This window comes from Peribacillus simplex NBRC 15720 = DSM 1321 (genome assembly GCF_002243645.1).
Classification (GTDB): Bacteria; Bacillota; Bacilli; order Bacillales; family DSM-1321; genus Peribacillus; species Peribacillus simplex.
The window spans coordinates 4,184,236-4,210,957 of record NZ_CP017704.1 but is presented as its reverse complement, the minus strand read 5'-3'; the positions used below and the strand labels follow the sequence as shown (position 1 = coordinate 4,210,957).

General features: G+C 36.4%; 26 protein-coding genes, 2 tRNA genes, 2 pseudogenes and 1 other annotated feature. Of the genes and pseudogenes, 2 read left to right on the top strand and 28 right to left on the bottom strand.

The window, feature by feature from the left end:
* Positions 1-3: 3 nt before the first annotated feature.
* From ilvB to BS1321_RS20295, 9 genes and pseudogenes are all read right to left on the bottom strand, one after another.
* A complete protein-coding gene (gene ilvB / locus BS1321_RS20325; RefSeq protein WP_094246640.1) occupies positions 4-1,719 on the bottom strand; it encodes an acetolactate synthase large subunit in 1,716 nt (571 codons plus the stop codon).
* A 114-nt stretch (positions 1,720-1,833) separates the two neighbouring features.
* Positions 1,834-2,092 (bottom strand) — a binding site (T-box leader).
* A gap of 300 nt (positions 2,093-2,392) precedes the next feature.
* Positions 2,393-2,530, bottom strand: coding sequence for a hypothetical protein (locus BS1321_RS27615; RefSeq protein WP_155726454.1), 138 nt, complete (start codon positions 2,528-2,530; stop codon positions 2,393-2,395).
* Between the two features lie 115 nt (positions 2,531-2,645).
* Complete coding sequence (locus tag BS1321_RS20320) at positions 2,646-2,858, bottom strand: M15 family metallopeptidase domain-containing protein (RefSeq protein ID WP_063232803.1); 213 nt, start codon at positions 2,856-2,858, stop codon at positions 2,646-2,648.
* A 171-nt stretch (positions 2,859-3,029) separates the two neighbouring features.
* The gene (locus tag BS1321_RS20315) at positions 3,030-3,305 is read right to left on the bottom strand and encodes a GNAT family N-acetyltransferase (RefSeq protein WP_063232802.1); all 276 of its coding nucleotides are present in this window, start codon (positions 3,303-3,305) and stop codon (positions 3,030-3,032) included.
* Between the two features lie 442 nt (positions 3,306-3,747).
* Positions 3,748-4,107, bottom strand: coding sequence for a YidH family protein (locus BS1321_RS20310; RefSeq protein ID WP_063232801.1), 360 nt, complete (start codon positions 4,105-4,107; stop codon positions 3,748-3,750).
* A gap of 43 nt (positions 4,108-4,150) precedes the next feature.
* Complete coding sequence (locus BS1321_RS27910) at positions 4,151-4,324, bottom strand: hypothetical protein (protein WP_169803976.1); 174 nt, start codon at positions 4,322-4,324, stop codon at positions 4,151-4,153.
* A gap of 175 nt (positions 4,325-4,499) precedes the next feature.
* Positions 4,500-4,777: pseudogene (locus tag BS1321_RS20305) on the bottom strand (2TM domain-containing protein).
* A 144-nt stretch (positions 4,778-4,921) separates the two neighbouring features.
* Complete coding sequence (locus BS1321_RS20300) at positions 4,922-5,278, bottom strand: GIY-YIG nuclease family protein (RefSeq protein ID WP_063232800.1); 357 nt, start codon at positions 5,276-5,278, stop codon at positions 4,922-4,924.
* Between the two features lie 18 nt (positions 5,279-5,296).
* Positions 5,297-6,052 (bottom strand): DUF2087 domain-containing protein, encoded by a 756-nt coding sequence (locus tag BS1321_RS20295; protein ID WP_063232799.1) that lies wholly within the window; start codon positions 6,050-6,052, stop codon positions 5,297-5,299.
* A 273-nt stretch (positions 6,053-6,325) separates the two neighbouring features.
* Here BS1321_RS20295 and BS1321_RS20290 point away from each other — a divergent pair, with 273 nt between their 5' ends.
* Positions 6,326-6,589 (top strand): hypothetical protein, encoded by a 264-nt coding sequence (locus BS1321_RS20290; protein ID WP_063232798.1) that lies wholly within the window; start codon positions 6,326-6,328, stop codon positions 6,587-6,589.
* A 241-nt stretch (positions 6,590-6,830) separates the two neighbouring features.
* Here BS1321_RS20290 and BS1321_RS20285 read toward each other — a convergent pair whose 3' ends face one another.
* From BS1321_RS20285 to BS1321_RS20260, 6 genes are all read right to left on the bottom strand, one after another.
* Entirely contained in the window at positions 6,831-7,031 is a 201-nt protein-coding gene (locus BS1321_RS20285) for a hypothetical protein (RefSeq protein ID WP_063232797.1), read from the bottom strand.
* 196 nt (positions 7,032-7,227) lie between these two features.
* Positions 7,228-7,301: transfer RNA gene (locus BS1321_RS20280), tRNA-Arg, on the bottom strand.
* Positions 7,302-7,752: 451 nt separating this feature from the next.
* Complete coding sequence (locus BS1321_RS20275; RefSeq protein WP_063232796.1) at positions 7,753-8,328, bottom strand: hypothetical protein; 576 nt, start codon at positions 8,326-8,328, stop codon at positions 7,753-7,755.
* Positions 8,329-8,522: 194 nt separating this feature from the next.
* On the bottom strand, positions 8,523-10,742 hold the full coding sequence (locus BS1321_RS20270; protein ID WP_063232795.1) for an ATP-binding protein: 2,220 nt from the start codon (positions 10,740-10,742) through the stop codon (positions 8,523-8,525).
* A gap of 274 nt (positions 10,743-11,016) precedes the next feature.
* Positions 11,017-11,592, bottom strand: coding sequence for a recombinase family protein (locus tag BS1321_RS20265; RefSeq protein WP_232522821.1), 576 nt, complete (start codon positions 11,590-11,592; stop codon positions 11,017-11,019).
* Positions 11,593-11,875: 283 nt separating this feature from the next.
* Entirely contained in the window at positions 11,876-13,372 is a 1,497-nt protein-coding gene (locus tag BS1321_RS20260; RefSeq protein ID WP_081112876.1) for an HNH endonuclease, read from the bottom strand.
* Between the two features lie 1,044 nt (positions 13,373-14,416).
* Between BS1321_RS20260 and BS1321_RS20255 the strand changes: the two genes are divergently transcribed.
* Complete coding sequence (locus BS1321_RS20255; protein WP_063232792.1) at positions 14,417-15,655, top strand: hypothetical protein; 1,239 nt, start codon at positions 14,417-14,419, stop codon at positions 15,653-15,655.
* Positions 15,656-15,928: 273 nt separating this feature from the next.
* Here the strand turns inward: BS1321_RS20255 and BS1321_RS27610 are convergent, their stop codons facing one another.
* The 13 genes and pseudogenes from BS1321_RS27610 to BS1321_RS20190 all read right to left on the bottom strand — a co-directional run bounded on the left by BS1321_RS27610 (position 15,929) and on the right by BS1321_RS20190 (position 26,621).
* Positions 15,929-16,258 (bottom strand): hypothetical protein, encoded by a 330-nt coding sequence (locus BS1321_RS27610; protein WP_155726453.1) that lies wholly within the window; start codon positions 16,256-16,258, stop codon positions 15,929-15,931.
* 435 nt (positions 16,259-16,693) lie between these two features.
* Positions 16,694-17,707 (bottom strand): tyrosine-type recombinase/integrase, encoded by a 1,014-nt coding sequence (locus BS1321_RS20245; RefSeq protein ID WP_081112875.1) that lies wholly within the window; start codon positions 17,705-17,707, stop codon positions 16,694-16,696.
* Between the two features lie 132 nt (positions 17,708-17,839).
* Positions 17,840-17,913: transfer RNA gene (locus BS1321_RS20240), tRNA-Arg, on the bottom strand.
* A gap of 172 nt (positions 17,914-18,085) precedes the next feature.
* The gene (locus BS1321_RS20235; RefSeq protein ID WP_063232790.1) at positions 18,086-18,598 is read right to left on the bottom strand and encodes a metallophosphoesterase; all 513 of its coding nucleotides are present in this window, start codon (positions 18,596-18,598) and stop codon (positions 18,086-18,088) included.
* Between the two features lie 2 nt (positions 18,599-18,600).
* Positions 18,601-19,212 carry an XTP/dITP diphosphatase gene (locus BS1321_RS20230; RefSeq protein ID WP_063232789.1) on the bottom strand — a complete coding sequence of 204 codons (612 nt, stop codon included), beginning with the start codon at positions 19,210-19,212 and terminating at the stop codon, positions 18,601-18,603.
* Positions 19,213-19,428: 216 nt separating this feature from the next.
* On the bottom strand, positions 19,429-20,550 hold the full coding sequence (locus tag BS1321_RS20225) for a Ger(x)C family spore germination protein (protein WP_063232788.1): 1,122 nt from the start codon (positions 20,548-20,550) through the stop codon (positions 19,429-19,431).
* Positions 20,547-22,022 (bottom strand): spore germination protein, encoded by a 1,476-nt coding sequence (locus tag BS1321_RS20220; protein ID WP_063232787.1) that lies wholly within the window; start codon positions 22,020-22,022, stop codon positions 20,547-20,549. Before BS1321_RS20220 ends, BS1321_RS20225 begins: the two co-directional genes overlap by 4 nt.
* Positions 22,019-23,107 (bottom strand): GerAB/ArcD/ProY family transporter, encoded by a 1,089-nt coding sequence (locus tag BS1321_RS20215; protein WP_063232786.1) that lies wholly within the window; start codon positions 23,105-23,107, stop codon positions 22,019-22,021. Before BS1321_RS20215 ends, BS1321_RS20220 begins: the two co-directional genes overlap by 4 nt.
* Positions 23,108-23,298: 191 nt before the next feature.
* Positions 23,299-24,378, bottom strand: a complete 1,080-nt coding sequence (locus tag BS1321_RS20210) for a GerMN domain-containing protein (protein WP_063232785.1) — start codon at positions 24,376-24,378, stop codon at positions 23,299-23,301.
* A 101-nt stretch (positions 24,379-24,479) separates the two neighbouring features.
* A pseudogene (locus tag BS1321_RS20205) lies at positions 24,480-24,823 on the bottom strand (dihydrofolate reductase family protein).
* Positions 24,824-24,916: 93 nt separating this feature from the next.
* Positions 24,917-25,720 (bottom strand): glutamate racemase, encoded by an 804-nt coding sequence (gene racE, locus BS1321_RS20200; RefSeq protein ID WP_063232784.1) that lies wholly within the window; start codon positions 25,718-25,720, stop codon positions 24,917-24,919.
* Between the two features lie 10 nt (positions 25,721-25,730).
* Positions 25,731-26,174 carry a MarR family winged helix-turn-helix transcriptional regulator gene (locus tag BS1321_RS20195; protein WP_063232783.1) on the bottom strand — a complete coding sequence of 148 codons (444 nt, stop codon included), beginning with the start codon at positions 26,172-26,174 and terminating at the stop codon, positions 25,731-25,733.
* Positions 26,175-26,396: 222 nt separating this feature from the next.
* A complete protein-coding gene (locus BS1321_RS20190) occupies positions 26,397-26,621 on the bottom strand; it encodes a helix-turn-helix domain-containing protein (protein ID WP_028392149.1) in 225 nt (74 codons plus the stop codon).
* Positions 26,622-26,722 lie beyond the last annotated feature (101 nt).

Here is a 26,722-nt window from a genome sequence, read left to right as displayed (position 1 = left end):
TGATTAAACTCCTTCCATTTCATCAAGCCCTTTTCCTTGTGCTACCATCGGAAAGACATTTTCGTTTTGTTTTACTCGGAAATCAATCAATACTGGACCATCAGTCTTTAACGCTACATCCAGGCAGTTGCTTGCTTCTTCCTCCGTCGTCACTTTGTATCCCGGAATTCCATAAGCATCGGCCAATTTCACGAAATCCGGATGCGATTGAAAAATACTGTGTGAGAAACGGTTATCATGAAAGAGTTCCTGCCACTGTCTTACCATCCCGAGTGCTCCGTTGTTGACGATGATGATTTTGATTGGCAGATTCATTTCGGCAATGACTGAAAGTTCCTGCAGACACATCTGGAATCCACCATCCCCCGAAATGGAAAGCACTGTCGCTTTCGGATTCGCCAGTTGCGCTCCGAGAGCCGAAGGTAAGCCAAAGCCCATCGTCCCCAATCCACCGGAAGTGACCCATGAATTCGGTTTGTTAAACGGATAGTATTGTGCTGCCCACATTTGATGCTGCCCAACATCCGTCGTAACAATGGCCTCCCCATTCGTTTTTTCATGAAGCATCTGGATGACCCGCTGAGGTTTCAGTACGCCTTCTTCATGTGTATAACGCAAGGGGAACTCTTCATTCCAAGCAGTCAGCTGTGTTGTCCATTCATCAATTTCCGGTTTCTTGCCATTTTGCGCAATCAACTCCGCCAGTGATTCCTTGGCACTTCCAACGACCGGGATTTTTGTCGGCACATTTTTACCGATTTCCGCTGGATCAATATCGATATGGGCCACCGTTGCATGCTGTGCGAATTTCGCTAGATTCCCAGTCAATCGATCATCGAACCTGGCACCGATATTGATTAATAAATCACATTTCGATAACGCCATGTTTGCTGCATAGCAGCCATGCATACCACCCATTCCGGTAAAGAGAGGATGTTCCGCCGGAAAGCCCCCAAGACCCAATAAAGTGTGGACGACGGGAATGCCTTGCTGCTCGACATATTCCTTTAATAGATGGGAGGCCTTTGCATGCAGGACTCCTGCCCCTGCAAGAATGACAGGTCTTTTCGCTCCGCTTACTGCTTCAACAAGCTTTCTGATCTGTAAGTAATTCGGCTTGGTCGTCGGCTGATAACCAGGGAGATTCATTTCTGGCTCCTTATCCGGCGATACACCTTCTATAATGGCCATATCCTTAGGTATATCGATTAATACTGGACCGGGCCGGCCGCTGGAAGCGATATAAAAAGCTTCTTTTATAATTCGCGGAAGGTCTTCCGGCTTCCTTACCTGATAGTTATGTTTTGTGATCGGGGTAGTAATCCCCAGTACATCAGCTTCCTGGAAAGCATCCGTACCAATTACACTGGTAGCTACCTGACCCGAAATTACCACAAGCGGTAAAGAGTCAATCATTGCATCGGCCAAACCGGTGACAATGTTCGTTGCCCCTGGACCGGATGTGACGATGACCACCCCCGGCTTGCCGGTAATCCTGGCGTATCCTTCCGCTGCATGAATCGCACCTTGTTCGTGCCTTGTCAAAATATGAAAAAGTTCTGAACTGTAAAGCTTGTCATAAATCGGCAATACAGAACCTCCCGGATAACCAAAGATGACTTCAACATTTTCCTTTTTCAATGCATCCATCAGAAATTCGGCACCACTACAATGTGTCTTTCCACTTTTCCGATCAGCAACAACTGTCTTTTGTGTCATTTCGCAAAAACCTCCTTCGCTTTTCCGTTAAATATTTCTTAAGATTCAGAATTTTCAGCTTTTTATGCATACAAAAAAGCCTTTTCACCCCAAATGTACTTGCACTCGGCAAGTTAAAGGGGTGAAAAGGCTTGATGAGCCACTCCACGGTACCACCCTTTTTCGCATGAAACTCCATGCGCACTTTGAATAGCCTACACTATTCTCTGTTTTGGTAACGGGTACTGGTACGCACCCGTTCAGCCCTACTAGTCTGACGTTCAAGCTGAAACTCCAAGGTGAGTTCATCTTTCGGGACAATACCGGCTCTCAGCTACCCGGCTCTCTGTGACTGCCTTTTTAAAAGACTACTTATCCTCTTCAATGTTTTTCGCATTATTCATATTTTTCGAAACGCTTATGTTTGATGTCTTGTATTTGTGATTATCTTACGTGTATTTCAGGTAGTAGTCAACAGGTTTTTTGAAATTTTTTGATAATTCTAAATTGAAAGATTTGTTGTATACGCTTACATACCTATCATGACCACATTCTACAAAAAAAGTTTTTTCAATTTTTAATTTTTATAACCATCAGATATCCCATTAAAATTATTAAAATAATAACAAACTAAATATCCTCGCACTACCCACATGATGCCAGTCACTAGTAATGGTTTTCTCAAATAGCCCGATCATCCATTTTTCCTTTCAGCATAATTTTCACTGTTCGCTGACACCACTCTTGATACAAGATTCGACCTCAATTCCTTTTGAATATCTCTCGTGGATAAACCGCCTGACATTCCAAGATGCGGAAAATCACGGAACAATTCAAAATCCCCTCCTCAAACAAATCCAGGGATTTTGCTATGGCTGCTACCCTTGTCCCCTTTTCGCCCTCTGTCCACAATGCCCGAGTGCCGTCATCACTAACAATGACAAAATCTACAGCAAGTCCATAGTTATGCAAGGATTGGCCCCTTTGGCAAAAGTCACGATTGGCTTTGATTTATTCCTTCTGCCTCGTTCATACAATTCATTTTGTTCTGGGAAATTTCGATAACCAGCCGTTATTTGAATAAATTTCTCCACTTCATAAGCTAATTTAACCAATTCGAGTATTCTCTCTTTCACGACCGGGTTCATACCGCTTCCCATGTTTTCATTTGCCTAACACCTCCCCATATTAAATGCGAACAACGCTGTATTTGGGGAAAAGCGTTAAATATTATTTTCTTGGAGAATTGAAGGGTTGAAGAAAATATCTAAAAAAATGACAAAGGGCTGAACACAGGTGATATTATTCATCCCCTGGTCCAGCCCTCTGGTTCATTTAGCCAATACATCCTCGTATTCTGCATTTTTTTCAAATTGTTTTTGAACGAACGAACATACCGGAACAATTTTCAGTTTTTCCTCCCTCGCGAACCCTATTACCTTTTCAACAAGGGCATTTCCTACCTTTTTCCCGCGAAGCTTGTCTGAAACAACGGTATGATCGACCGTGATTTCATCATCACCTGATTTAAAGAATGTGATTTCCGCTAGTTTCTCACCAGATTCTTCGACAAAAAAAGATCTTTCACCTTTTTTGATATCCACCATCTTGATGACCTCCTTTTAGTTCCTCTTTATCATATCTCACAAAATGGAAATTAAACAAATAATTAAAACGTGATCGAAATTGAATGAAGTAAAGTACTTCCAAGAGTTTTAAAGCTAGCATTGCCCATGTGAAGTTTACTTACAAACTGAAGTCGGCTGATAAATTATTTTTCAAGGAAGACAAAAGACAAAACTTGATCGATCTTTCCTAGCCGCTGATATACCCTTCCGGTGAAGCCTAAGTTTCACTATGGCTGACGTGTACAATACGGAATGAAAAGGTTTTAATTACTCTTTCATAACCAAAATGAGATTCAGTGTTTATCAAGCTTTCGTTTTTTGATTGAATTTAATCAATGGAAGAAATCTTCCCGTTGAGATGTTAGAATAAGTATATAATAGTAGAAACTAAAAAAACTGCCCTATATTGGTTAGGACAGTTTTAAACTTTTATGAAAACAAAATATAAAATGATCATCGATAATAATATGACCATGAAAACAGCGATTAGAATTACGTGCGCACTTGAGGGCTGAAACGCCCCTTCATTGATTTGCCGCTTCTTCTGAAGATAACCGAACGTCGCCAGCACTGTAATCACAAGGCCCAACGCACACGCAAACATCCCCAGCACGATACTGATCAAGTCAATCCGGGCATCCCGATGAACACCAATCGTAAAATGCAGGCTTGTCGCAAGAAAACCAACCCCCACTATTGCAATCACCGTTCTTATCCACGCTAAGAAGGTGCGTTCATTAGCCAGATGCTGCTGGGCATATTTCAATTGGTTTTTCTCCATGATATCACCTTAATCGAATGTTTTTGATCAACCTTAAAATCAGTCATCTTTTCAGGAGCAAAAAAGCCCTGAACATAGATCCGACGAACATTAACCCTGCACCGCCAAGCAAAAAATATATACATAGTGTTTTATCAATAACATTCAAAGGATAAAGCAAGGCCCCCAGCGCAATAATTGCTCCTATCCCCGTTATGGCCCATCCTATTTTTTTCATCCGCAACTCCTAAAATTAATTATTTATTGAAGGTCCTCCACGGGTCCCCCCTATTTACAAACAGGTCCCTCATTACTAGCTTAAACCATTTAAAAACTAACAACAAGTGAGATCCCTGATTATCTTCCCACAAAAAAAGAGCCATAAATGACTCCCGGTTTGAACACGCCCAAATTCAGCCGTTCTTTTTATCCTTTTCCATGTATTCCTTTATTTTTCTTTCTTCCCACTCGGATCCGAAGTTTCCTTGCGCAAGGGTAGTAATTTCGTGTATCAGAACACCAATCCCCCACCCTCCAAGGGGATAAAGGAACCACCAATAACCAGGATCCGTTAATAGGTTAATCACAAACAACATGACATTCACCAATACATATACGGTTATATGAATGTAGAATACCTTAAGATTTTCGACCCTTTTTTCGCCCGTAGATACCGATCTCCTTTTTCCATCCCAGCACCTCCTAACCATAAACATTAAAATATATTACCATCTGCTTCCATAATACCTTATTTATCATAAAGAAATAAGAATGAAATGCATTAAGGTATATCGGAGCTGGGAATCGCGGAGAGTCTCTATAGGCTACGTACAAGTCAGTTAGATTTCATTCTATTGTATCCCCGTTCTTCATATGGCTGTATTTTTTCCATCCACTCTTCTTCAAGTTTTTTCAATTCCCGTTTAACATCAAAAAATCCTGTTTCTTTCGGCTTCAATACCTCCAGTACCTCAAAAGTAAAAGCATCTTTTCCATATTGGTTCCACTCACCTTGCAGCACTTTATTGGTATTTGTTCCCATTTCCAATTCAAATTGTTTCCCCTTCAACGTCTTTAAATTCCTGGTGCTTCCGATAAAGACTTTATTATTTACCGTATTTCTGATTTGGTAAACTCCTGCTTCAACTTTCGTTTCTTTATATAATTGCTTCAATTCTTTTTTACGATCCATCATTCTTGCCTCCAGTCATCATTTCTTCAGCCAATATTGGCTCCCATCAGGCTTTCTATCCAAGAATCCATATTCTATTAAATATCTTCTCAAAAGAACATGATCGTGATAAACGGCACCCAATATTTGATTGATTTCTTTTTCTTCGTATTTCCGCTCATTTTCAAAACGGTTCATAATTTCTTGGAGAATGATCAGCCTTTGTTTTTCCTTTGGCGGGAAAGACTTTAATGCATCCTGACTGCCTTTAGGGAAGTATTTTTTCAATACAATCACCTTTTCATCCTCGGTAACGTTATAACGATCATCGACCATCCTTGCTTTTTGATGAAGCGGGATAAATGCCGGCGCATGTTCATCTTTATCTTTCAAAAGTTCCATCAGGGCTAAAAACAACTTAGCCTGACGCTCTTTCTCTTTCAACACAAAGCGATGGTTCCGAATGGTGGAAGGACTGCCAATTCCCATTTCCTCCTGAACCTCAGCATCATTCTTCCCTTGGTAAAAAAGGCGAAGAAGGCGATTTTGATGGTCCGTGAGACCTGTAAGTTTTTTATCGAGATCAATCAAGTATTCAAAAACAGAGTGGTGTGCATGTTCAATATGAATTCGCATATACCTCTTCGCTTCATAAAGAACCCCATCTTTCGGGTATACTACCCCCTTTTCAATTTCATTCCCGCACAGCAAACAAACATATTGATTCTCACCTTCGATATACCCCTGTTTAAGCTCATCCTGGGATGCGCTCCAAAACATTTCAGCGTTCTTCATAAAACAAACACTTCCCTATAAAGTTTATAATATAATAAACATAATATTAATTTGTTTGCTTTATGTCAATATTTTTTCTGATTTATTTATAATTCCAGCAAAGTATCAAACTTGATAGTCAGAAGTGCTTCGATTCCCATTGCACTATGCCGATATTGTATATTGAATAACAAGCGTAATTTCCCATGTCGAAATAGAGCCTTCTTTGTATAATTATCATCCCTCAATAATATGCTAAATAAGCGTGAATAAGCTTTAGAGGAGGATATATTATTGAAAGATGAAAACGATGCGATTGTTCCTTCAATCCATAACACTGATTTACACAAGGCATTACATCATTTATCTGAACAATACAAGGTATCACTGCCAGAATTACGCGATACGATCGAAATACTTATACAAAACCAATCAAGTGCGATGATGCAACTTAATGAAGATGATGATAAAAGTTCAACCGTCGAAGAATTGAAGACTGCAATAATCAAAAACCGTGAAATCATCAAAAAAAATCTCCAAACATTAAATAGAATTTGATATAGAAAAAAGGCATCCGATTATGGATGCCTTAGTTTGTAGACAAAAGGAGTTCTATCTATAATTTATAACAATATTGATTGGAACGAAAGGTGCGAGACTCCCGGACCGCCCGCGGAAAGCGAGTACCTGGAGGCAACGTTTTACAAACCCTCAAAAAAACTGTAGGCATCCAATCATGGATGCCTACAGTTTTTTTTGAGCATACAAATATAAATCCTTCGTTAGAGCTCATTAAGTATTAGCTAGGCACAAACTTAAGTATTCCTTCCAGATAAACGCCTTGTTCTTTCCGTGTGCATTCCCTTAACTTGATTCTTCCTTCTTTTTCTAACTCCTTGGCTAATTGGACCACTTCAGTTCCATCTTCGGATATTTCGACTGAGAAGAAATTACCCCGAGTGGAAGTTTGAATGAACTTGAATAATCTATCTTTATTCATTTAAACATCTCCTTATTTATAACAAGTTCGACATAAAAGGTCATCCACCTGCGATAAATATGAAATAAAAAACTTCTTATCGTCATACGAACATTAATAGTTAAAAGGATGCAAATCGAAATTACCCTCGTTAACTTAAACAGCTCAAAAAAGTAAAAAATCCAAAACCTTAGAAGGTTTTGGATTTTTAAGTTAGTGTCCCAGGAGAGATTCGAACTCCCGACCGACGCCTTAGAAGGGCGTTGCTCTATCCAGCTGAGCTACTGAGACATATCGCTGTTTTTCTTCAGGTCAGTATAACGGTCACTTTTCGAACTTAGACCGTCATTTCATTTTTTTATTATAATCAATTGAATTAAAGATTTCAATACATAGTTATTAATTAATAAAGATTAATGATTGCGGGGGTGATAGAGCTACTACATATTTCAATACACTAATCAAATTAATTGGTGAAAAGTACCCCGACTAAAAACATAAAAGACACCCTTTAAGAGTGCCTACATGGTTAGCTTAAATGGTAATATTAATTTTACTCAATTTATTCCTATTCCCAAGTTCTTTCCATTAATTTTGCGATAGGTCTGTACGAGAGATAGAATTTTTATAGAAAACATGATTAAATCGACGTTTATTCACTTTTTTCATTCTATTTATATGTTTATTAGATTACAAGGAGCGTGTGCTTATACATCTTGGAATTATCGTAGTGACGAATTAATTATGTAACAGTCTTTAATTCCTCTTTCATTTCAATATAGACTATTGAAATCTGTGTTTTTATTTCTTGTATTTGTTTATCGCTAATATCCATAAGCTTCACAAGTCTGTCGAAAATATGGTGGTCTGTCTCTTTATATGTGGAATAACTGTAAAATAATTGTAATAAGTAGTTCTCAATGCTTTCATAACCCTTGACATCTTTATAAAAAGTCCCTAGTGAGTGTGAATATATTCCAAGTTCCTTTTTTATCCTTACTAACCTGTTCCAGTAGTCCTTTTTTGTTTTACATGAGTTAAATAACATTAACCACGAAGAATCATAAGTGTTTTTCATATAATCATTTAATTCATCAACGTATTTATCAATTTGTTTATGAAATTTGGTAGTTATTTTTACTACTTCATTCGAAATAAAAGAACCTTCACTAAAAACATATTTCTCTTTACAGTAGTCACAATTAAGAATGTATTCCTCTCGACTTCTTGACCAATCGTCCATTTCGCTTATATATGTGTATGTTCCTTTTCCGCATTTACATGGATAATCGTTGCTGGTCATTACTTCCCAACTCAATATTAAACACTCCTTTTTATTTCTTTTGTGCTTCAACGCTGATTGAGGGAGCATAAGTGCTTATAAAATACTATAATTCCAAAAGGTATAATTACGCTCACCAGAAATACAAAAGACACTCAAATAGAGTGTCCTGCTTAATGAGTGTTTTAAGACTTATTGTTTCCTCAAAATGGACAAGTGCTGTTTTAGGTTTATTGCTGTGCAGATGCAACCTCCTTTAGTACCTCTGTAACTTTTGCTTCTTCCAGTAATCTCAGGACATCTTTGTATAGTTGCTGTAAATGATGGTCTGAAATATCTAATATAGGTTCAAACATAAAGGAGTTCAAATGAATATTTTCTGGAGTCATAATATTTACTTTCTCAAGGACTCCTATACTACTTAATTCTCCTGGGAAACGCTTCCTAAATTCACCGAACAATTTTCCAGTCTGGTTTTTATTTATCGTAGAAATGAACTGATTATCATTAATCATATTTATCATATACAATTCAGCATTTAATCTAATTGCAATCGACAAAACAACTTTATTTTCAAGATTAGCTACTGACTCAGAATTTGAACTAATAATTTGGTCTGCTACTTCAAAAATGATATCATAGAGCCTTCTATCAGAGTTATCTAGTTCAATGTCACCTAAATCTCTAAAGATACTCTTATAAATTTCCTGCAAGTCCTTAATTTTCAAAGCTTTTGTAGCTTCCTTCAAGTGTAAAATCGATGTCAATTTATTGAAATTTTCATCATCTCCAATATACTCAGCAATATTCCTTGCAAATGTAACTGAAGCTACTAACTTAGCATTGTCTGATAAATTTTGTTTCCAATCCTTTAGTGGATTACTTATATATCTATACTTAAGATTCTCTAACTTTATATAATCATTTTCTTTAACTGCCATAAATGAACCTGCGTACTTACTACTTCCACTAATTCTTTCCTGTACTGTTCTAAAGAAATCAAAATTATGAGTTAAAATAATTGTGAAGAAATCATCGTGTTCAGATACTTCCTTTAGATATTCAATTATTGCGTATTTATTCTTATAATCAAATGAATCAGCAATATCATCTACAATAAAAAGAGTCTTAATCCCCTGCTTTTTTCTAGATTCTATTTCAAAGATAATATTTAATAGATATAGGGTTCGTCTCTCTCCTTGGCTTAATACCTTTAGCAACAAATCTTCATCTATATTTTCGGATCGATCCTTATAGTAGTAATCAACACTTGGTGCTATGTCTTTTAAAACTGAATCCTCTTTATTTTTTATACCTAACCTGTACGGAACAAAAAACCTTCTATTGAATATTTCAATTACGTTTTCCCAATCAGTCTCACCATTCTTTGCCTTTTCCAATATTTTTTTAATTCCATCCTGTCCCTTCTTGTATTCAATTAAAAGATTATCATATACATCCTTATTGTCTTTTAAATAAGAAATCCATAACTTTTGCTTAAAAATACTCAAATCAGCTAATTCTGTTAAAATCTCTTGATGGTCAAATAAATAATCTCTAAACTCTCTTAGTTGAGCATTTGAAATTTTTCTATCAATATCATTAAAAATCGTCTGTAAAGTATCATCATTTAAAATCTCTTCTTTTGCATCCTTTATTAACTTCAAGAATTTATTCTGATCAGTTATTTCCTGTTTCTCCCCATCTACGTTAAGATTAATGGAGTGACCAACTTGGAAGAAACCATTATCCTTTAAGTTTTTATGGACTGTTGTTGCATTATAATGATTAAACGATTTCTTCAGGAATGAGGATTTATTAATTAACTCCTCATATTTTTTTATGTATTCTATTATTTGGCTTTTGATATCGCCTGTCTCTAAAAAGGCAACGACTTTATCATTAAAGATTTTATTATAGATAATATGACTATATGGCAGTTCGCTATCATCTTTAATCCAATCCTCAAGTTGGCTCAAGATCTGAAGAAAACTATTTAAATTAGAACCAAAAGAATTACAAATAGCCTCTTCAATATTACTTCTTAATCCTGTTGAAGATTTTAAAATCTCTATAAGTTTATCTTTTTCAATATCAATTTTTTCATGGATTTCATCATATTGCCTTCTTAACTCTTCCTTTACTAATAACGTTGACATTCTATTAGATTTAAATGATTTCTCATACGGTTTAATTACGAATATTGATTCAGGATTAATATCCTCTTCAGCATTATTCTTAATAACTCTATGAGATTCTTTCATAGGAAATATCAGGTCTTTGGACTCAGTACCTTTACTGTAGTCATCAAAAATGTTAGCAAACGATGTTTTCATTACCCCGTTTGGTGCATAAATGATTTGTGTAGACTTTCCTGCTGTGAAATCAAACTCATTTTCCAAATTATTGATACCGTAACAGTTTTTAATCTCTACTTTGATCTTATCCAAAATTACCCTCCTTTAATTGTTTTTTCTATATTCTTCATTATCCAACTTTTTTCTATAAAAGGAAACACTTTCCTTTCATGATTAAAAAAATTACAAATCTATTTAGCTAACCCCACACTTATTGAAGGGACTTTTACTTGAAACAACTTTCAGGTGTGATAGTACTACTACATATTTCATAATTAATAATCTTGTTTTTCGTGATATGTACCGCCCAGCTAATAATAAAAGACATCCCTTCAAAAATGCCTTCAATGTTTATCGTTTTATATTATTACCTTATACCTTCACGCTCCAACAATCTATAAATAGTGCCTGTACCAACTTTAAAGGTTGTACGAATATCATTTATGGACTTACCTTTCTTATAGGCTTCAATTATCGCTTTCATCCGTTGCTCTTCTTTACCGCCTTCAATTAACTTTGTTTTACGTCCTTTGAATTTACCTTCACTTTTCGCTATCTCTATACCTTCTTTTTGGCGTTGCTTTATCATCTTACGTTCAAACTGTGCTAGACCTGAAAAAATAGTAAATAGAAGCTCACTCATAGGGTTGTCGTCAGAGAGGTCTAACCATTTATCTGTAATTGACTTTAATCCTGCACCTTTACTTTGTATCGTTTCAACAATTACTAGTAGATCTTTAGTTGACCGTGATAGGCGACTCATTTCATGGATGATAACCATATCACCTGCTTCAAGCTCTTCTAACATCCTTTGTAATTCTGGACGCTCCATTGAAGCACCACTAAGTTTTTCTATATAAAACTTTGTACAACCTGCTTCTTTCAATGACTTCTTTTGTCTTGCAATGTTTTGGGATTCACTACTAACACGAATATAGCCCACTGTTTTCAATTTAATCCACTCCATTACCGTTATTAATAAACGTATTTTACCCACAATAACGGTAATAGTCAAACAGTAATAAACAAAGGTCTTAAAACCCTTGATACGTCTGTGTTTCCTTTTTCACCTATTTATTACCGTTAAAGTGTAGTCTATCGGTAATAGGAAATTCTCCTTCAATTGATTACCCAAATATACACCAAAAGGGATTTACTTCCTTTTCAAAGTAAATCCCTTTTAATTCAAGAAAAAATACACTCCTTTATTAAAGGATCGTGCCAGATTATTTTAATTTTTGCATCTCTATTCTTTTTTCCTCGAATAGATTCCAAGTATAAATAAGGTATTCTTCTCCTAGTTGATGTTTAAGGTTAAATTGGGATTTATGATACATCTCTTCGCCTTCAAATATACAATGTATCTCCTTCGTTTCTGGATGTATCGCAAAGTACAAGTCGTCAAACTGTGAATGGCAATTAGGACATAATACAATTAAATTTCGCGAATTGTCGTCCCCTCTATGTAATTTATTATAAGGCTTTATATGGTGGGCTTCTGCTGTATATGTTCCGTCTGCTTTTCTTAGTTTATATCCGCATAATTGGCATTCGTAATTATATTTTTCTTTAAGTTTGCGGGCTATTCTTGAATCACGAACTAATCGTTGGATAATTACTTTATTAGGTTGGTGATTCTTATTATTTTCCATATCGAAGTCCTTCAAGTCCTCTCCTTTAATATCGTTGTCCTCCGAATATGACCCTTCGTTTATTAAAAAGGGCTTACTGGGAAATAGGTTTTCAATAGGGATTATTTTCACAAAATCCCCATTAAATCTATTCCGTTTAATAGATAAAAAAGTGTTAAATGCATACTCAAATTGTTGGTTTCTTTCTTGAAGCATTAATATATCGTATATTCCTTCTCCATTAGTAGAATCTAGTAGATATAACATCATACTTCTATTAAGTAGTTCAGGATGAATAGATTTCTCGCTAATTAGGTGTTTGTTAGCGTTGCGTTTTAGTATACCAAAAACAGAGTTGATTCCCTGATTAGTAATAGGTTTTTTTTCAAAAATCACTAGTTCATCTACCTCAACAGAAAGACTTGCTCTATAGTCCAAGTAGCTTTTCAATATAGGGAAAGAATCATCATTTATGTAAATCCATTCTATAAGTTCAGATTCTTCGTCTTGTCGTCTAATATTACGTATCACTCGTTTCTCAATATCAATATCATCAATTTTTAGTTTCATTATATCAGCTTGCTTATACATACAAAAGAATGCTAAGGACGTAATAACAGGAAGAAGTTTCTCTTCTTCAAGAGTTTTATATTCTATTTTATCACTTAAAAGATTTCTTATTTCGTTTGGAGTTAGGAACTCTGTCGTTTTTATAGGCGTCTTTTCTGTATCATTGGTATATACCTTTTTAATATTGTTAATAAGTCTTAAATATAACATCTCGTCTTCTATAAATTTGTCAGTGTATAAAAACTCTAATAAGTTTAAGAGCGTAGGGCGTACTGAGTTTGATCTTCGATTGATTTTTGAAATTCTATCCCCATTAAATAGTTCTGAGTAATCACCCTTTTTTACTTTCCCGACTACACTTATGTGCAAATAATCCTCTAATATCTTCGTGTAGTATGATACCGTAGTCGGTTGCAATTGCAATTGCTCTGTACAGTAATTTTCAAATCCCCATAATATAAAGTCTACTTCGTAAGTATCGAACATACTTCCACCACCAACCAATGAATTTATGACTATCATACCAGATAACTTCCATCTTTTACCTAGTTTTTTATATAATTTAGACAATTCATACGTAAAATCATCTCAATTGACAGGTTTATCAATGGAATCACACGTAATAAATATTTAACACGATTGCGGGGGTAGAATACTCTTTTTACAGTATTTTTTATCCATTTTGATAAAAATCGAATTGTATCTACTTTTGATTAGGATTCTATAACTTAAAACTATTCAACCTTTTGTCAAAAGACAGATAATAAGACAAAAATTGACAAAATTATCTTTTTGTGATATAATAGATACTATAAGAACGCATATTTGATAGTGTAAACATAAGTTTTTGTCACTACCTCATCAAACACCACTATTCAAACATCTAATCAACACAAACACGAACGAACACCCACAACATAAAGCATCGATTTTATCTATGCCACGATAACATTATACCCTTACATACTTTATAAGATTGAACATGGTCTATTGACAGTATATAGAGCATGAAAAGCATCATTCACACGCAGTAATTCTCATACGGAGTGCGGTGCTTGTAGTGCTATTACCTGTTAATAGAGATGTTTTGAAGCATTTGGTCATATGCTCCCCTAACATTTAATAGTGTCATTAATGAAACGACTGCAAACTCGTAGGACTATTACCCATGTTAAAACTAAGGACAGCATTTTCGGTGTCATTCATCAAGATTTATATGAATTGCACATAAAGCAGTCACAGCGTGATTATTATGACAAAAATGCTATACCAAAACATAATATTCCATCATTCAATGTAATGGATTGAATAATTTAGATGTTGGTTAATGATGTACTTTGCCCACCATCTCTAGTAAAAGTGCAAAGAACGCACTTTCACTAGACCTCGCCCAAAGTACGCAAAGGGCGTGCTAATAACTTGTTAGAGTAAAAGAGAATGATTGCGATGTACTTTTCGCAAGACTAAGGTAAATAAAAATTGATGAAAGATTGACCCCTAATAGTCTATTCATTATTACGGGTCGATGTTTCATCAAAAATAAAATAATGAAAGTTGAAATTAATAATGAATGAAGAAATGGTACAAATTGGATTAGAAGAAGCAGTAATGGAAAAAGGAACAGAAGGAATGATTAGACAATTCAATCAGAAGAAAGAGAATAGTGTAAAGAAAAAAGGAAGCATTGATCCAAGATATACTAAGATACTCGTAGAATCATATGAATGTGATTGGAATAAAGTTGAGATTAGTGGTAGTGGAGCTAATAGAGTTTTAACTTGTATAGGAAGAAAGTTATCACCAACAGAAAGAGAAGATGGTCGCATTAACAATGGAGAAGGGCAATTATCTTATAAGGAAGATATTCGTGAAGCGATTCTAACATGTCTTAGCAATACAGATGAAATCGTGGTCACTTATAGACATTTGTTAAGGAAGCTAGGAATCTTAGATGAAGTATTATATGTGGCTAGTCGTAAATTCTCATCTGTTGAACAGATAGAATATTATAAAACCCTTGATGATGTGTATAAGAATAATGGTCACGCTATATTTTGGGATATAGTGCATCTTGAATATAATCGGTTAGAAGAAAATCTTGAATCAGCATTGAATGATATGGCTAAGAAAAAGGTTATTAAAATGGCAAACGTAACGAATGTCGCTTATATTGGCAAATCAAAGCATGAAACATTACATGTGTTTGAAGCAAAGAAAATAGATGATATGAAACGTGAGCTTCGTGAGAAGTATGATGTAACACCACAAGAATTATTGTTTAAGCCTAGAGCGAAGGCAAAGCAAATCAAAGGTTATAAGATAGAAGAAACGCAATACTTTGAATCTCTTGGTATTGATTACGTTTATGATGCAGTTGCTATATACATAAATGCTACAAATAAAGAAATTGATTGGTATAAAGCTAAAGAGCTGTCTAAGACAATCAAACAGAAACATCTACAACACGCTTATGAATTAGCTGTTAAAAGACAGAACGATTATCAGAATGAACATAGTAACTCATTGTTAGAGCAATTCGGAGGCAAGGCTAAACCAAGACATACGTTAAGTGACAAGCCAACAAAACAAGAATGGATAGAGTTTGAAAAGAACAATGGAACATACGCAGACAAATATAAAGATAGTTTAAGAATGATTCAGAATGTTAAGATTGAAGAAAAAGAACTAGTAGATGTTGATGTTGAAGAAGAGCTATTTGACCAAGCAGGATTTGATAATTTGAAATTTAGTAAGGAAATCAGAGTAACAAAGCCATCCAGGACATTACATGAGTTGGGCAATTGAAGAACACAAGAAGCAACCGCCTAATACATATTTATTTATCCATGCTGTCTATTAGGTAGCACTGGATTTTTTGTTATAGGGTACTTAATCCCTTTAAAAAGATAGTTATTTATATAAAAAAACCGCTCAATTAAGGACATTCTTTCAAATAGTCTTTTTCTTTAGACCAAATCAAAATTATGTCTTTAGAGCGGTTTTGTTAGTTGTAGGATAAAATCACAATTTTATAAAAAAGTTTGGATACCTAAGGTAAGCATCCCTTGTTAATATTAATTACCAGTCGTCACCATCATTCATATCTTCTTCTAAACTATCATTCAAATGCTTTTCCACATCGTCATAGTCCACATCTCCATCAGAATCTTTGTCATCTGGATTATACTCATATGTATCAACTTCTTCATTATGACTATTCCATTTTTCTACTACATCACCGATTATAGCTACTACAAGCCATATGACAAGACCCACTACAGCAACGATTGGAATAAGACAACCCAACAATGCTCCTAATCCCGCATATACACCCGGATGCTCGTTGACAAGATTATTTTCCATTCGTGAATAAGTAACATTTCCTTCACTATCAATTCCCACAAACAACGTCCTATACTCCTTAAAAAAATTCATTTGAAACCTTTTTAGTTTTACAATCTTGTCTAACTGCTTCGGCGATGATACGTCTGCAATGTTAATCTCGGTGTACTTTTGACTTTCAAGAAAGCGAATCAATTGTTCTTCGATGTATTGCTTTTTGTGAAAGTTATTAAGTAGCTTCTCTTGTATAGATGCCATAGTTCTCCCTACCCCCTATAAAAGTCTGGTTTTCACATTCTAAAGGTACCATAATTTTCTATATGCAAAAATACTTATCAATACTTATTTTTTAAATATTAAAAATACTTAATCCGAAAACATGTATTTATCCTCTAAGTATTTCATTCAATATTCTTATTACATAATTAATCAGTTATTACAAAATAAATTTCTGTAGTCAATAGGCACTGTGTTTCATAAATTTATTATCCTAATTGCCCCTTAAATATTTAAATAAGAGCGAAGGTTATTGGCTACTTCATCAACATCTAAATACAAATATTTAGTTGTAACAGATAAATCACTATGACCAAGAGCTTTAGAGATTACAGCAACATTTGCCCCTTTATCCAACAATGATTTAGCAAACCCCCTTCTCAATGCGTGAGGATTAATGTTTTTTAAACCGTACATCTTAGAATATTTGTTTAAGCGTTTTTGAATGTTATTATGAGTTGGCGAGGTCGATATAACATCACCATACTTCGTAATAAATAGTAGTGTATTTTTCTTTTCGTATTCCCCTCTAATAACTGCATTTTGTTTTATTAGTACCTCTAACAACTTTTTAAGGAAATCATCAAAAGGCAACTTAATCTGTCGATGGTTTTTCATTATGCTACCTTCTAAATTCATCACGTTATTTTTAAGGTCTATATGTCGTTCCTCTAGTTGAACCAATGTATTTATACGAATACCTGTTTTAAACATCACTAGAACGGCTACAGCATCCCTTAGCTGTATAAAGTTTCCTAAGTCTAGCAAAGATAGAAGAACATTAACCTCATGTTCCGTAGCCCCTTCCTTTACCTTTTGGTCAACCTTAATGTTAATCATGTTCCAAAACTTCATTTCAATCCAACGATTATCGAAACAACGTGAGAGAAATGCTTTTAAGCACTTTAGACGAGTTAATTTTGTTTGGTTACTAACTTTCATGCTGTCTAACCATTGGTAAATCGTATTGGCTGTAATTTCCGAAACATATTGCACCTTTGTTATTGATCGAAAATGTTTTACATGAAGAGTGTAATCACTAATTGTCCGACTTCTATTACCACTTACCTTCATTTGCCTTGTAATAACGTCAAGAGCGTTTGTAATCAATATAGTGTCACTGGATAATATAAGTTGTTTATCTTCTATTTTAGGAGCGTTAGAGCGGGGTGTAGGTAGTTCATCAAGTAGTTTCTTTACATCAATTTCAACATCTAAAATTCCTTTTCTTTTGGTCACAACAAAAAACCTCCTATATCGTAAGTAATACAAGTCAATAATCGGTGTAATTTCTTACATGACCGTTATACTGACCGTTTTACTAAACGATATAGAAGGTTTTCGTAGCGGGATTTAAATCCGCTTAGTTAGTGTCCCAGGAGAGATTCGAACTCCCGACCGACGCCTTAGAAGGGCGTTGCTCTATCCAGCTGAGCTACTGAGACGTTTATGATATAAGTTGCGGTAAAACTTATGTATTACCTTAACTGTTCCCTTAGGACACTTCTTATTATAGTAGGATATCAAAAGAAAGTCAACGGGTTTTTAAAAAAAGTTTTTTCTTTTTTTATGAACCAGGAAGCGGGGAAAAACGCTTCCTGTTCATTATACATGAAGTCATTCCATTTGATAAGCATTTCTTAGTTCCTCAACGATTTTTCCTTCAAGGTCATAATAGATGATTTCAAGTTGGTCATTTCCGATATCCAAAATGGCATAGGTTTTCTCTTTTCGTCCACGCGGCTGACGTATGCTTCCCGGGTTGATGAAGAGTTTGCCGTCTATCAATTCTGAACCTGCAGCGTGGGAGTGACCAAAGCAAATGATATCCGCCCCTGTCTCTTCACTTTTATAAGATAGGTTCATCAGTGTCATATTTATGTTATAGAGGTGCCCATGTGTAAGGAAGAAACGTTTGCCTGCGATGCTCTCCACTATGTCATTCGGATATGCCGGATCATAGTCACAATTCCCACGTACAGCTAAGAATTCCGACATGTGGGGATCATTACTTTCCAACTCTGAATCACCGCAATGGATCATAGCAGCCACTTCTTGTTTATGACGGTCGGTAATCATGCTGATTTCATGAGTTAAGCCATGACTGTCACTCATTATTAGCACTTTCATCGTCACATTCCTTCTTCCCTTTTTAGAAATAGATCAAGTTTTTCATCTAGAGCCCTCAATGCGTTGGCACGGTGGCTGATTTTGTTTTTTTCCTCTTTTGTCAATTCGGCATTTGTTTTGCCCTGTTCCTCAACAAAAAAGATGGGATCATAACCAAATCCATTTGTTCCTGAGGGCTGTTCTGTAATCAAGCCTTCCATCGTTCCCGATACCGTAATCGTTTCCTGGTTGGGTGACGCTAGTGCCAAGGCGCAATAAAATCTCGCCGTTCTATCCTCTTTTGACACACCTTCCAGTTCCCGGAGGACTTTTTCCGTGTTTGCTTCATCACTCTTGGACTCTCCAGCATAGCGCGCAGAATATACCCCTGGACGGCCCTCCAATGCATCTACAATCAATCCGGAATCATCAGCAATGACAAAGTGGCCTAGCTGATGGGCAATGGCCTCCGCCTTCAGGATCGCATTTTCTTCAAAAGTTGTGCCTGTTTCCTCAACATCCGGAGCATCCGGTACATCGAGAAGTGTTTTGACTTCATATCCTTTAGCAGAGAATAAGCTTTCGAACTCCTTGGCTTTCCCTTTATTTTTCGTTGCAATGATTACTGTCTTCATTTTTCATTTCACCCTTTTTTATTTAATCGGCATGAGAGCACTTTTGGGGCTAAGAAAGAATTTGCTGTAACTCGTTATATGTAAAAGCCGCTTCTTCTCCAGTGCCAAACGGACGAATTCAGCCCTGCCTTTCTTGTTCAACAAAGGCCGCTGAATTTTCCAGATAAGTTAAGTCTAACACAACTCACTCATCTGCAATAACCCGAAACTTGTAATCTAACGCTTGTAATTTTCACTATGTTCAATATGAATATTAACTTTTATGTTATTTATTGAAGTCTTATCAAAGGAATTAATAATTTTATTATCCCACTTATTGACATGGTATCTGTATGCCTTTTCACTTATGTTAAAAAGGTCTGTATTGATTTTTTCCCCCGTCTCCAATGTCTTCAAAATATCTTCCTTAACTTTTATTTCTACCTTTTTTTCGATTTTTTCCATATCCAAGTTATTTATATTTTGTTTCAATATCCCATTTGCTCTAACCTCTAATTCATACAAAGGTTTCTTTTCTTGTTCCAATACTATGATGTTTGTTTTGGGGTTCATGATTTCAACACTGACCTTTTGTTTGTTCAGGGAAAAAAACATTACTGTCGCCTTGTTTTTAACCCATTTTAACCCGATCAAATCTTGTTTGCTTACGAACCCTTTATACTTTTGTTTTGATAAAACATAGCCGCCATTTAACGTCGGTATCTTTTTTTCTTTCCCATTCTCTGAGTAATGGTGCTCATTTATTACCGTAGAAGGAATTAAAATGGAACCAACCGGCTGATAAAATTTCGAAACGAGTTCACTGAATTTTAACGGGGAAATGAAATAGTTCTCATTAATAACGGTCTCTGGCCTGTGAATGATCGTGAATAAGTTTGGAAGATTAAAGAAACTATCACTGTCAAAAACTTTTTTAATATCCTCTTTTGTAACAAACACCCATGAATTATATCGCAACAAAGGCTCTTTCCCTACATACTCAATGAAATCCTTCATTTTCTTTTTGATTACATTCTCACCTAAAATGAAGGAGTTAATATGCCCGATATAAAGCGGTAATGCTGAATTTTGTTCTAATTCAGTATATGCTTCCTCGATACTTTCCCCTTTACCTTCCCCAATGACAACAGAAGATTTTTGTTGTAATACAGCGGCCCCCTCTTGTTTTGCTATATCCGCAAAATTTAACGCTTGAAAGTATAAGATGAATTCACCCTCTTTATAATCGATCCCTAAAGCTGATCCATATGTTTGAGCTTGAATTTCCTTTATTCCCCAGCATCCTGTCGTCAGTAAAAGTTGACAGCCAATAACCATAACTGCAATTAACTTCTTCATTTGTTTGACTCCTTTTGCGGTTCATTATCACTTGACTGTATAGCTTGATTCCGCTGCCTTAACATCCCATACGGAAGCTTGAATAAGACTTTTAACATATCCGACTTATTTGGTTTGGAAAATGGATTCACAAAAGGCTGACCGAAACTTTCCAATGAAACCACAGCAATCAAGATAAGGAATATTCCCATAAAGAATCCAAACAACCCTAAGAACGCTGAACATGCAAATATGAATAACCTTATAATAACGATATTCCCAGCAATGTTCTGATTGATTAAGGTATAGCTCGAGAGAACTGTAACAGCTACTATTACGAGCATGGAGGGTGAAGTCAGCCCCGCCCGAATCGCTGCATCACCTATGATCAATCCACCCAATACAGAAACCGTGGGACCTACAGCTTTTGGCAGGCGAAGACCAGCTTCTTTAAATAGTTCAAACAATATGATCATCATGAATGCTTCCAAAGAAGCAGGTATGGGTAATCCCTGTCTAGTGATTGAAATCGTTGCAAGAAGCGAAAAGGGAATTTGATCGAATTGATAGGAAACTAACGCTATAAAAAAACCTGGTAACGTAACCGTTACAAATAAGGCGACTACACGAATGATGCGCATGAAACTAATATAAAAAAAGCTTGCATGTGCGTCATCTGCAGAATACAGTAACTGATTAATACTGGTTGGTCCGATTAAGCATGTGGGATTCCCGTCTACCAGGATGGCAAAGCGCCCTTGATTCAAGGATTCAACAACAAAATCCGGCCGACCAACATAATCCATTAAGGGGAAGATGGAAAATTGATTATCATATAGGAGTTCTTCAACTTGGTAGCTGCTGACTATGATATCAACCTTTAATGAATCCAATCGTTTTTTAATATCCAAAAGAATCGAGGGATTAATGATGTCATCTATATAAAGTAGCAATATTTTAGTTTTGCTTCTTTTCCCGATTGTATATTCTATACATTTAAGTGATGCCGTTTTTAACCTTTGGCGAATTAAAGACATGTTATCCGATATATTCTCAACAAATCCATCTCTAGGTCCCCGAATGGAAGATTCTATATTGGATTCTTCCGGACTACGCTTAGGGGAATTAGCTAATGGGGTATAGTAAATTTCATTAGAAGATTCATTAATAATGATTAGGTCTCCTGAAAAAAGAATGCTTTCTACTCCCTCTTTTACATCGGAGCCCTTTTTAAACATACTGATCTCCATAATATTGCTTAATTGATCAATTGTTAATTCCCCATTTTCTTGAACCGCTTTTGATATTGTTGGCAATATCACTTCATTGATAAATTGCATATCCACTAAGTTTGGCGCATATAAAAACCCCAACAAATAACGACCTTCATTATCAAAAGTTTTTGTTCTTAAAACAACATCAGAAGAATGTTCGAACCATTTTTGGATTTGGTCAATGCAAGAAGGAGCTCCATTCCATTTTCCCTTCTTCATAATGTTTCACCTTTTCCTTTTCCTTTTCCCTTTTTTATAATAAGAAATAACAGTATAATTGCGGCACTTAAAAGAAACAGACTACTGATTGGAAAAAAATATTTGTATATAAAATAAAAAAATGAAGTAGCATCCCAATGGATTAGCGTCCCAAAAACAATTAAAAAATATAGGGAAAGCAGTATCCCCTTCTGATGTTTTGAATTCGAGATTAATTTATGTCCTATAAATAAACATAAACTTATTCGAATCAAGGCACCTGAAAGCCATTGGAAAATGGAAAGGAAATCGAGTCGAGTAATATAATAGCCAAACCTTAACAACTTCCACTGTTCATAAGCCGGATTCCTCATTTTCACCGCTTCCACAGAACCAAATTCTGCAATCGCTCCCATGAGGGGCCCTAATGTCAGCATGATTAAAATTACACCAACCAGTAAAAGCCACTTGGCTTTTAACTTGTTTTTCAGGTAAGGAGTTAAAAATAAAAAAACGATAATCTCTAAATATCCTGCACTCGTATACAAAATTCCATTTAGAGTATTGCGATAACCGCTTTCAAATACCGGGAACAATAATTCGTAATTCTTATTACTCGTATTCCCCAGCCCCACAAATATCCCGAAAAAAGTGACGAACGGAAGAAACAAGAGAGCCAAAGTACTTATGGTGCGTATCCCTTTATAAGTTGCAAAAATACAGATAAAAGTGAATAGGCTTATGACTACGATGTTTGGTATGTCATGAGTATAATTAGCTTTTGCCCAAATCACTGTAAATTTGACGGTAATGAAGGCGTTAATTATAAAGTACAACCCAAATGCTATAGTGAAAATATATGTAACAAAAGGTGTAGACCATCTTTTTAGAAAAGCGATTATATCTTCTTTATCTAGTTTTTTATAAATATAAAAAATAAATAGAGTCCAAACGATACAGGGAACAACACTTATTATGACACTTATCCATGCGTCGCGTTGAGATGCACTTAAGATATTGGGAAGGAGCAGGACATGTACCATGAATCCAGTATTCATAATGATTAAAACATAGATGTGTAAAGCCTGAATTACCTTTTGATCCATAATATCCCCCCCATTAATTACATTATTAAAAGTAATTTCCCCTTTTAAAAATTAATTTATGTAAAAACTTTCTCACGATACGAGAAATTGCTTGGCGGGGGTATTAGGTTTTTGATTCATTGTATGGTGGGTGGAGGTATAAAAATAAGAGGCAGCTGTTGGCTGCCTCATTGTGCTTTATCTAAATATATTTAAAAACTACCTGTGTTGACTTTCTCTGGGCGGACCACTGGTTCGGATAATTTCTTACCTTCTTCATTAAGAACATCAGCGCTGCCCTGCACTTGTACTTCAACGCTTTTAATTCCTTTCTGTTCCGTTAAAGAAAGGACCAAGGCATCAAGGACTTCCTGTGATACCTTTTTCTCTTTAAAGCTTCCAAGGATATTTTCGTTAAAATTGAGGCTGACCTTACCTTCTGCCACTTTAGGCTCGTCAAGTAAAGCTACATCACTCATGAACCCTGTTTGCAGGCTAGAATCCGAAGGACTCTTCGTTAATTCCTGAATGACGGCTGTTACATTATCAGACACCGTTTCGCTGATCCTGCGCGTCACCGGAACATAATAGGTGTACTCCTCGTCACCGCCTACATAATAAACGGTCAGTGCTTTGGTATTGGAAATGTCGACCACGTCACTCGTATCGATATTGATTCCTGACGACCTTGAGATATTCTCATCTATCGGTGTCCCATTGACCGGCATTTCGGAAATATCTTCCCCATTAATTCTCATTTGGATTTTATCGACCGAGTCGAATTGTGTCAGGGTCCATGTAATGGCTTGAAGGATTTTAAGTTCATCCTCTTTCTGATAGTTTTTGAACTCCGGCGAAAAGTCCGCCACTGCCACTCCGTCTTTGATGTTCACGCTTATTTGAGTATCGGCAGGAATGACGGCCCTGAACCCATTTGGAAGTTTATCCGTGACAGGTCCATTATCGACAAGGTAATCAAGGGCCTGTTTAGCAACAGCTTCCGATTTAGGAAGTTCCATTGTCTGTGGAACCACATACCCGCTTTTATCAATTAAATATAACTCCGTCTTCACTGTTTTCGTTTCAACAGCGCCTTCCTCTCCATCAGTCGCTGGCTTTTCTTCACCATTCGTCTCTGTTTCTTTTAATGAAGATTCATCCTCGACTAATGATACATCCTTTGGTGGATCTATTTCCTTTTTCTCTTCACCGCCAAATAATCCGCAGCCTGAAAGCCAAAAAGAAGATGCCAGAATGGTCACAACCATTGTTACTTTTGATTTATTGGACATAAAATCACTCCTAGGACAGTTTGTACTCCTATTTATACGAGCCCTAGGAAAAAATAGACCAATTATTTTTCTCTCTGATAATGGAGCTGGGCAATTTGCCCTTACTGCTGCATCTTTGTCAGCTTCATTGAGATTTCGGGACTTCCTGATTGGAACAATCGAATCCCATCCCCCAGTATAATCGGAATGATGGACAGGATCATTTCATCCACCTGCGTTTCCCTCATGAAATCACCCACATCTTCGTTCACAAACTCCACATATCCGTCTTTCCCTTTCGCACTTCTTGAAAAGACATGGCAGGTTTATCTTGATAGGGAAATTCTTCTGCCAAAGTATGAATCTGTTGATATGTCTAATTTCCCATAATCACCGCATCGATACTATTATAGAAATCGCCGTATCCATTGTCCCCTTCCCCTTCTGTCTCTCCAGGCCAATCTATGCTTCCATCTTCTCTAGCGTTGCTATATACATAACAATATGCTTTTTCATTTTTTCCCTTCCTGAAAAAAAAAAAGACTTCCAAATGGAAGCCTTATAAGTGATCAATTTTAATTGTTTCGATGGTATTGACATGTATACCGAGCCAGCTCGACGCGATGGAACCAAACATATCTCTTGAACCGGTCGTATAAAAGCGATGAACTGGACGGAGCTTGCTTCTATTGATTAACTTATAGTAATCCAAAATGACACTTGCCTCACGTGCCGTCTCTTCCCCAGAGGAAATGACTTGTACTTTATCCCCCATATAGGAAGAGATTACAGGCCCCAGCAGTGGATAATGGGTACAGCCAAGGATCAATGTATCGATCTTCGTTTTCTTCAACGGGTTCAAGGTTTGTGCCACGACCCTATTGACGATACCCCCTTGAAACTCCCCGCTTTCTACGATAGGGACAAATTTCGGGCATGCTAAACTATCTACCTTCACATCGGAATTGATGGAGGCAAGTGCATCGTCATAAGCTTTGCTTTTTACCGTGCCTTCCGTACCAATAACGCCTATATGCAAGGAATCAGAAACTTTCAATGCCGCCCTTGCTCCTGGATGAATGACACCCAACACAGGAATCGGAAGTGTTGCCCTGATTTCATCCAGTACAGCTGCAGTCGCTGTATTGCAAGCGATGATCAGCATTTTTATTTCCTTCTTCATCAAAAACCTCGTCATTTGCCATGTGAAGGTTTGAACATCCTTTTTGGTCCTCGGCCCATAAGGGCATCTTGCTGTATCACCTAAGTAAATTATATTTTCATTTGGAAGCTGACGCATGACTTCTTTAGCTACTGTCAAGCCGCCTACCCCTGAATCAATGATGCCTATCGGTTGTTTCAAAAAACTCGCCTCATTTTTCTTTCATTTCTTGATGTAGTTTTGCTAGAATCCCTTTGAGGGACATGATGTCAGATTCGTTAAAATTGACTAACACGCCACTCAAGTACTGCTGCCGTTTATTAATCACTTCTTCGATAATCCGTTCACCTTCTTCAAGAAGGTGAATTCGAACCACACGCCGGTCCTTTTCATCCCTGACACGCTGGACAAGCTGATGTTTCTCCATGCGGTCAATCAGATCCGTCGTTGTGCTGAAGGCGAGAAACATCTTCGTGGACAATTCGCCAATCGTCATGTCGCCCGATTCAAAAAGCCATTGCAAAGCCACGAATTGAGGAATGGTAATTTTATAATCATGGAGAATTTCTCTTCCCCTTTGCTTAAGCCATGTCGATACATAGCGCAATTCCCTCTCGATATCGGCTACATATGCCGTCTGCTTCTCTTCATCCATACACACAACTCCCCACTTCATGAAACTTATCATACTACCATTTTGGATGAAAGTGAAATGATTTTCAAGAATGATTGTCTGGAATCATATTGAAATCATCCACATAAAAATAAGCAGCATCCAAAGAAGTCAAAACAACCAAATTGTTTTGCCCTTCCTTATATGCTGCCAATGAACGGGAGAGAAATTATTTATAAGGCTTACGTATTAAGAGTTAACACATTAAAGCTTAAGTTCTCCCATACGAAGGAGTTCTATGACTGCCTGCGAACGTCCTTTAACTCCAAGCTTCTGCATCGCATTCGAAATATGGTTTCGAACTGTTTTTTCGCTTATAAACAATTCACCTGCGATTTCTTTTGTTGTTTTGTCTTGTACTAGTAACTCAAATACTTCTTTTTCTCTTTTGGTGAGTAGTGGCTTATGAGTGAATTCGTTCTCCTTCAAGTAATGTTACCCTCCTTGCCTTCACCAGCATAAAACCCGGAGTGGGTGTCTATTTAGTCAAGATATAGTATGTCGGCTGGGGCAATGGAGTGACTCTTTTA

Coding starts and splice junctions, on each gene's coding strand:
- BS1321_RS20225 (WP_063232788.1), bottom strand. CDS start 20,550: ATGAAGAAGTTAATTGCAGTTATGGTTATTGGCTGTCAACTTTTACTG.
- ilvB (WP_094246640.1), bottom strand. CDS start 1,719: ATGACACAAAAGACAGTTGTTGCTGATCGGAAAAGTGGAAAGACACAT.
- BS1321_RS20235 (WP_063232790.1), bottom strand. CDS start 18,598: ATGAAAGTGCTAATAATGAGTGACAGTCATGGCTTAACTCATGAAATC.
- BS1321_RS20310 (WP_063232801.1), bottom strand. CDS start 4,107: ATGGAGAAAAACCAATTGAAATATGCCCAGCAGCATCTGGCTAATGAA.
- BS1321_RS20210 (WP_063232785.1), bottom strand. CDS start 24,378: ATGTCCAATAAATCAAAAGTAACAATGGTTGTGACCATTCTGGCATCT.
- BS1321_RS27910 (WP_169803976.1), bottom strand. CDS start 4,324: ATGAAAAAAATAGGATGGGCCATAACGGGGATAGGAGCAATTATTGCG.
- BS1321_RS20285 (WP_063232797.1), bottom strand. CDS start 7,031: ATGAATAAAGATAGATTATTCAAGTTCATTCAAACTTCCACTCGGGGT.
- BS1321_RS20195 (WP_063232783.1), bottom strand. CDS start 26,174: ATGGATGAAGAGAAGCAGACGGCATATGTAGCCGATATCGAGAGGGAA.
- BS1321_RS20300 (WP_063232800.1), bottom strand. CDS start 5,278: ATGGATCGTAAAAAAGAATTGAAGCAATTATATAAAGAAACGAAAGTT.
- BS1321_RS20260 (WP_081112876.1), bottom strand. CDS start 13,372: ATGATAGTCATAAATTCATTGGTTGGTGGTGGAAGTATGTTCGATACT.
- BS1321_RS20255 (WP_063232792.1), top strand. CDS start 14,417: ATGAATGAAGAAATGGTACAAATTGGATTAGAAGAAGCAGTAATGGAA.
- BS1321_RS20315 (WP_063232802.1), bottom strand. CDS start 3,305: ATGGTGGATATCAAAAAAGGTGAAAGATCTTTTTTTGTCGAAGAATCT.
- BS1321_RS20230 (WP_063232789.1), bottom strand. CDS start 19,212: ATGAAGACAGTAATCATTGCAACGAAAAATAAAGGGAAAGCCAAGGAG.
- BS1321_RS20320 (WP_063232803.1), bottom strand. CDS start 2,858: ATGGGAAGCGGTATGAACCCGGTCGTGAAAGAGAGAATACTCGAATTG.
- BS1321_RS20220 (WP_063232787.1), bottom strand. CDS start 22,022: ATGAAGAAGGGAAAATGGAATGGAGCTCCTTCTTGCATTGACCAAATC.
- BS1321_RS20215 (WP_063232786.1), bottom strand. CDS start 23,107: ATGGATCAAAAGGTAATTCAGGCTTTACACATCTATGTTTTAATCATT.
- BS1321_RS20295 (WP_063232799.1), bottom strand. CDS start 6,052: ATGAAGAACGCTGAAATGTTTTGGAGCGCATCCCAGGATGAGCTTAAA.